The organism is Bacteroides sp. MSK.20.82, assembly GCF_019052485.1.
GTDB classification, from domain to species: domain Bacteria; phylum Bacteroidota; class Bacteroidia; order Bacteroidales; family Bacteroidaceae; genus Bacteroides; species Bacteroides thetaiotaomicron.
On sequence record NZ_JAHQUN010000044.1, the window covers coordinates 38864 to 45278 of the forward strand.

Genomic DNA, 6415 nt, shown 5'->3' on the forward strand with positions numbered 1-6415 from the left:
TTAAAAAACTAGTAGTTATACTTGTCGGGAAACAAGTAGATTCACGATTACTGGGCTCAATACGGGAAGATACGACCAATATCATCCCGTATCTTTTTTAGTTTCAAGGGTCTTTGTTTTTCATGGCAATAAGCTTTTTTGAAATAAGGTTATTAATAACACTAAATAAAAATTTCTATCTTCATCTTCTCTTTACTTCCTTGTACACTGTTCAGATAACGCCAGCGTATTTTCGAAGAAGCTTCTATATAATTCAGTATCTGCTCCAGGCTCCTGCTCGTGAATGTCCCGGAGAACAGGTCATCATCGGGCACATTGCGTCGAACGATAAATTCCACATCATATCTGTCTGCCAAAATCTCCAGAGCATCCTGCAAAGATGTCTGCTTAAAGACGATAATACCATCCTTCCATGCCAGTTCTCCCTCACCGGAAGTAGTATAGAGCTCCGTTTTTCCACTCTGCGAATAATAGATCAGCTTCTGACCGGGTGCCATAGTAATGTACTGAGGCTTCTGTGCGGTATTATTAAATTCGAAATGCACTTTCCCTTCTATCAGAGTGGTAGTAATCTCTTCGGAATCCCTATACGCCTTTACATTGAACTTTGTGCCCAACACTTTAATCGCAGACTGATGGGCTGTGGAAACAATGAACTGTTTCTCCGGGTCTTTCTGAACTTCGAAATAGGCCTCCCCGTCCAGTTCCACTTTACGGGTACGGGAAGCGAACTGACTGGGAAAAGTCAGCGTACTTTTTCCGTTTACCCATACCATTGTTCCGTCAGCAAGCGTCACTTGCGTACGTTGTCCGGCAGGCACATATACGGTCTGCATTTCTACATTTTCCTTTTGCAGAGTTTGTATCAGTATATAACTTAATCCGAAAGCCAAAACAAATATAGCCGCAATCCGCATCGCCTTCATCGTAAAAGTGCGTAGTGAAAGCAGCTTGTCACGCCCCGTTTTCAACTCATCCGCATCCTGCCAAACAAGTGCATCATAACTTTTGCGGAGTGACATAAATTCTTTGAGATTAGCGGCATCGGCATCAATCCATGCTGCAACTTCTTCTTTCTCCCTTTGAGAGGCTTTTCCGGATATATATTTTAAAAGTAAATTCTGATTCATACTATAAGTTGAGTTACTTTATAAGTAATAAACAGGAGTATATTTGCTCCCCCTTTCATATAGAATACCACTCACTAAAAATAATCCCTAGTGAGAAATACAACTTTTTTTGCTGTTATTAAAAAAAGAGGAGAAAAAGATATTTTCAAGATCATCAAATAAAAAATATCAGGAAAGGAGCATACTCTTTCAGATTATCACGCAGCAGCTTCACAGCTTTGCTTATATGATACTCCACTCCTTTGACACTGATACCCAATTCTTCAGCTATTTCTTTATGAGATTTTCCATCCAGACGATCGGATATAAATGCAATGCGCGTCTTTTCCGGCATACCAGCCAACAATGTTTTCACCTTTGAGCGTAATTCTTCGGACATAACTTCCTTCGGATCACAGGCTTCCAAGGTTGAAATACGGATTTCCAATTCCCGTTGTCCCTTATCTGTCAGGTTTTGGTAGACGTTCTCCTGAACCTGCAAATGTTTCAGGTAATTGAGTGACTTGCTACGTATATAAGTGATTAATACAGCTTCGATACTCGGAATTTCCTGTTTTTTACTTAATTCCCACAAATAAATGATTGCTTCCGATACAATATCTTCAGCTACCAAATCATTATGGACGTATGATAAGGTAAACAGGAATGCTCTCCTATAATAGGTAGTATATATCGAATTAAAATTAATTGCAGTCATTTCGATCTATATTAATGGCGCTTATGCGTATAGTTTAAGTATATCCAAAGGTCTTTAATGATTGCAAAGAAATATATTTTAATTGAATAAAAGAACTTTTTGAAGAGAAAATGGGACATAAGCCGGTAAATCATCAGAAGGCTGACGACTAGCATATAGCTTTCACTCCTTTCTCTCCACTTTTTTCCAATGCTAAAAACTGACCAATTTATGCTAAAATCAGATCATTGCATCATTTCTATACTATTATGACTCAAAATTGCTCTAATCTATAAATCCAACTTCCTATATTTGCAGCCATAACAATTAAAACACAAAAAGAATATGATTACAAGTAGAAAGGTTTCTCAGGTCAATGTTTTTGCTGGTAGTCCCTGGGAAGTAGCCAGCGTAAAGAGTTTATTGAAAGCAGCGTATATCGAGGCATCAATGAAAGACAATGGATTGAACAGTATACTCATTTCTGTTCCATGCGAATATTATACAGCAGCAATGCGTGTGATTAATAAAAGAAAAGTTTCATAGGTTTTAGGTTAAACATATAAGATTAAAGCCGGGTACGATGGGAGATCGCACTCGGCTTTTCAGTCTTTGTATGATTCTTTTAAAACGAAGTAACCTTTAGATTGGTTGACTTTCTGTTTGTTTAATCTTCAGTTTGCTCAATTTCTACTTTTTCATTCTTTAGCTTTTCAAGAGCGGCAATCTGCATATTACAGAAAAGGTGTATGTGATGAATCAAGTTAGTATTCTGTGACAAGTAAACGACAGAGTCCATAAGTTGGGCAGACAGTTGGTAGGCTTTCCGATTATTTGTATTTTCGTCCGGACGACGCATATAAAGGGCAAAACTTCGGTATAAGATAGGAATAAAGCGTTCCCACGGAAGTTCTAAGCTAAGCAACAAATGGTTCATATTCTCCAGCATACGTTGAAGAGACTCAAGGTCCGGCTTATCAGATTGCTTGCCATACACCTCTGCCCATAGACGGGCTTCTTCTTCAAAAAAAATTTCATTGGGACTTTCTTTCGCGTTAGTCAAAGCGTTTTCAGTATCCATAAGATAAAAGTTTAATAAAGGGGCAAAAAAGAACGGTTTCGCCTTTCCCGTTGACTAACACATCTTAGGACGCTGGAGGTACATTACATACTCCCCACGGGGGTACGAAACCGCCTATGAGGAAAGCTACAAGCAAAAAATGCCTGCAACTTATCAAAAGCAGGATTCCCTGCGTCCCATTATAAAATGTTAGTCACTGCAAAGATACTATTTTTCAAATATAAGTATGGAATATCTGTAGATTTATTAATCAGAATTTCCACAATAGCCTCCATAGTAATTTGACAGCAGTTTTGCTCTCATGCCCTAACAAACTGTCTGTATCCCTTTATTCATCGTAGTTTTCGGTGTGGTAGCAACTGTGGTGGCAGGTATGAGAGCAAACGGTTGCTCTCACTCTGTTTCGTCCTGACTAGTATCGTTTCTACATTGCTATCTTTTGATTTACAGGATGTTAATATCTGACATCTCAGCTATTAATGACTGATACCCCATACATTATTAGCCAATAAATGATTCAATGCTTCTCCTAAAAGAACTGGTCAATTGAAATAACTAACATGGTCGAGTCAATCCAAACATACGGTCAAAGTGAATCCAATCGACAGATGTTTCAGAAAGTTTCAAACGCTTGAACTAATGATTCCAAGCTGTTGGAACTAAAGTTTCAAGCCTTTGGAACTATGGTTTCAAGCCTTTGGAACTATGGTTTCTCTTCGCTGAAACTATAGTTTCAAGACGAGGAAACTAATTTAGTTGTCTTATCCTAAATTGACATTGGAATTACAGGAATAAAACGAAGATACTACAAAGGTTAGAGATTGGATTTGGAAAAGTGAGAGCAAGCATTTGCTCTCATACCTGCTACCACAGTTGCTACCACACCGAAAACCACGATGAATAAAGGGATACAGACAGTTTGTTAGAGCATGAGAGCAAAAGTGATGCTAAATTACTATTGAGCAATCCTTGATAATTCTCTGCACAACAAAAGTGCAGAAATATGCATAATACTGCACTTTTGTTGTGCAATTATCGCATCATTGCAGATAAATGCACTTCAGCTATGAATTGCTTATACGAAAACTTCAACAAGTTATTTAAAGAGTACGAGCACGAATATAGCACCCATTCGATCTATCCCATTTTGGTATTTTGGAATGAATTATTAGTAAACTAAGCAAAAGCCTTTTTCATCTTTTAGTCCACACTATTTTTATAAAAGGCACTAATTTTATTGAATTACCTCACTAACAGAGCGCTAGATTTCAAAAAGAAACTTAACTTTGCACCCGAGTTTTATATAAAGAGACTGAATTAGTAACTAAAAAGATTAAACCGCATGAAAATTAAGACTTTAATAGCCTGTTTCATACTAGCTTGTGCTGCAACTTCCTGCATACAGGATGAAGCACTGAACTCAGAAGCAGCCATTGATGCTTGTACAGGTGATGATGTACAATTAGCAAACATCAATGCTGATTCAAAGCTGATCAATGTATATGTAAACAAGGGAGCTGACTTGTCCAAACAAAAGTTAGAATTTGTAATTCCGGAAGGAGCCACTATAAAAATAAATGATCAAGTTGCTGGAGATACAGAAGCCACATATGACTTTAGTGAAGAGACACATTCCCGGAAATTCACTGTCACATCAGAAGACGGTCAATGGAAACCTGTTTATACCGTCAAGGTTGTTTTAGCAGAATTACCTACTTCTTTCAACTTTGAAGAGTTATTATCTTCCAATGACTACGATATCTTTTATGAATTCCAGCCGGGCACTTCACAAGAAATATCTAAAGTATTACAATGGTCAAGTGGTAATCCGGGTTTTAAATTGACAGGTATGGCAAACTCCAAAACAGATTACCCAACTGTACAGGTAGCCAATGGTTTCAGAGGTAAAGGAGTTAAATTGGAAACTCGTGATACCGGTAGTTTTGGAGCAATGGTAAAGATGTATATTGCTGCCGGTAACTTATTTATCGGAACATTTGAGGTAGGAAATGCATTAACAGATCCTAGAAAAGCCACTAATTTCGGTTTCCAGTTCTATAAACGCCCTAAAACGCTCAAAGGACATTATAAATTTAAAGCAGGAGATGTATATTCCGTAGAAGGAAAACCACAAGAGGGTGTAAGAGACAAATGTGATATTTATGCTGTTATGTATGAAGCTGAGAACAATTCTGTCATGCTTAATGGTGATGATGTATTTACTTCAGATAAGTTAGTATCATTAGCGCGAATTAAACCGGAAGATGTTGTTGAATCAGATCAATGGACTGATTTTGAAATTCCTTTCGAACCGGTAAAAGGACGAGTAATTGATGATACCAAATTAAAGAATGGAAAATACAAATTAGGTATAGTGCTTTCGTCCAGTGTAGACGGTGCTTATTTTAAGGGAGCAGTAGGCAGTACACTGTATGTCGATGAAGTAGAACTTATTTGCGAAGACTAAAAAAACAAGAAAATGAAAAGATATAAATTACTCAATATTATAGCTGTACTACTATTAGTAAGTACACTTTCAGCGCAGGCGCAAGAAGAAAGAAATCAAGGTATCATCTGGTCGTACTTACACGGATGGGAATATGGAATCAAGGCAGGTTTCAGTATTGGAGGAACTTCTCCATTGCCTCTACCTGAAGAAATTCGTAAAATAGATAGCTATGCCCCTGGTGGCCTCGCCATTTCAATTGAAGGAAACGCAACTAAATGGTTTGACACGAAATGGGGAATGACTGTAGGGGTACGACTTGAAAACAAGAATATGACCACAGAAGCTACAGTAAAGAACTATGGAATGAAGATTATCAACACCAACGGCGGAGAGTTACAAGGCTTATGGACCGGTGGCGTAAAGACTAAAGTCAAAAACTCTTATCTGACTATCCCAGTAGTTGCCAACTATAAAGTAAGCAAACGTTGGAAAGTCTCAGCAGGTCCGTATGTATCTTATCTTATTGAAAGAAATTTCTCCGGACATGTATATGAAGGTCACTTGCGTACTCCGGATCAGACAGGTTCGCGAGTAGATTTTACTGGTGAAAGCATTGCTACTTATGATTTCTCTGACAATCTGCGTAAATTCCAATGGGGATTGCAATTAGGCGGTGAGTGGAGAGCATTCAAACATTTAAATGTGTATGCTGATTTAACATGGGGATTGAACGATATCTTTAAGAAGGATTTTGATACGATTTCATTTGCTATGTATCCTATTTATTTAAATGTAGGATTCGGGTATGCATTCTAATAAAAAACAATCTTTACATTAATCTCATTATAGCTATTAAAAAAGGCGAGAAACTAAAAGTTTCTCGCCTTTTTTAATCATTGATAAATTATTCTCCCATAACTTCTAGTTCATCAAGAATTAAGGTACTTCCGCCAGCACCTTTAAACAAATCACCTTCTTTACTTGAAGAACAAACAATGGCCAATTTATATTTTGCTCCTTCTTCGTAAGCCCCCGATAAAGTACCCGTATAAAAAAGAATCGCTATAGCAAATCGAACA

General features: G+C 37.6%; 7 protein-coding genes. 3 read left to right on the forward strand and 4 right to left on the reverse strand.

Going from position 1 to position 6415, the window contains the following annotated elements; genetic code table 11:
* Positions 1-161: 161 nt before the first annotated feature.
* Entirely contained in the window at positions 162-1130 is a 969-nt protein-coding gene (locus KTR07_RS22735; RefSeq protein WP_008762687.1) for a FecR family protein, read from the reverse strand.
* Between the two features lie 154 nt (positions 1131-1284).
* Positions 1285-1827: an RNA polymerase sigma-70 factor gene (locus tag KTR07_RS22740; protein WP_008762686.1), complete on the reverse strand. Its 543-nt coding sequence runs from the start codon at positions 1825-1827 to the stop codon at positions 1285-1287.
* Positions 1828-2151: 324 nt separating this feature from the next.
* Here KTR07_RS22740 and KTR07_RS22745 point away from each other — a divergent pair, with 324 nt between their 5' ends.
* Entirely contained in the window at positions 2152-2352 is a 201-nt protein-coding gene (locus KTR07_RS22745) for a DUF2007-related protein (RefSeq protein WP_008762685.1), read from the forward strand.
* 121 nt (positions 2353-2473) lie between these two features.
* Here the strand turns inward: KTR07_RS22745 and KTR07_RS22750 are convergent, their stop codons facing one another.
* A complete protein-coding gene (locus KTR07_RS22750; protein WP_008762684.1) occupies positions 2474-2887 on the reverse strand; it encodes a hypothetical protein in 414 nt (137 codons plus the stop codon).
* Positions 2888-4229: 1342 nt separating this feature from the next.
* Here KTR07_RS22750 and KTR07_RS22755 point away from each other — a divergent pair.
* Positions 4230-5354: a PCMD domain-containing protein gene (locus tag KTR07_RS22755; RefSeq protein ID WP_217315513.1), complete on the forward strand. Its 1125-nt coding sequence runs from the start codon at positions 4230-4232 to the stop codon at positions 5352-5354.
* Between the two features lie 12 nt (positions 5355-5366).
* Positions 5367-6152: a porin family protein gene (locus KTR07_RS22760; protein ID WP_008766969.1), complete on the forward strand. Its 786-nt coding sequence runs from the start codon at positions 5367-5369 to the stop codon at positions 6150-6152.
* 88 nt (positions 6153-6240) lie between these two features.
* On the opposite strand, the gene KTR07_RS22765 is transcribed toward KTR07_RS22760, so the two are convergent.
* Positions 6241-6415, reverse strand: a 175-nt coding sequence (locus KTR07_RS22765) for a PCMD domain-containing protein (RefSeq protein WP_217315514.1), incomplete at its 5' end; no start/stop codon positions are given.

What these genes read in the sequence shown, in the direction of transcription:
- KTR07_RS22735 (WP_008762687.1), bottom strand. Translation starts at nt 1,130, where the DNA reads ATGAATCAGAATTTACTTTTAAAATATATATCCGGAAAAGCCTCTCAA.
- KTR07_RS22760 (WP_008766969.1), top strand. Translation starts at nt 5,367, where the DNA reads ATGAAAAGATATAAATTACTCAATATTATAGCTGTACTACTATTAGTA.
- KTR07_RS22745 (WP_008762685.1), top strand. Translation starts at nt 2,152, where the DNA reads ATGATTACAAGTAGAAAGGTTTCTCAGGTCAATGTTTTTGCTGGTAGT.
- KTR07_RS22750 (WP_008762684.1), bottom strand. Translation starts at nt 2,887, where the DNA reads ATGGATACTGAAAACGCTTTGACTAACGCGAAAGAAAGTCCCAATGAA.
- KTR07_RS22755 (WP_217315513.1), top strand. Translation starts at nt 4,230, where the DNA reads ATGAAAATTAAGACTTTAATAGCCTGTTTCATACTAGCTTGTGCTGCA.
- KTR07_RS22740 (WP_008762686.1), bottom strand. Translation starts at nt 1,827, where the DNA reads ATGACTGCAATTAATTTTAATTCGATATATACTACCTATTATAGGAGA.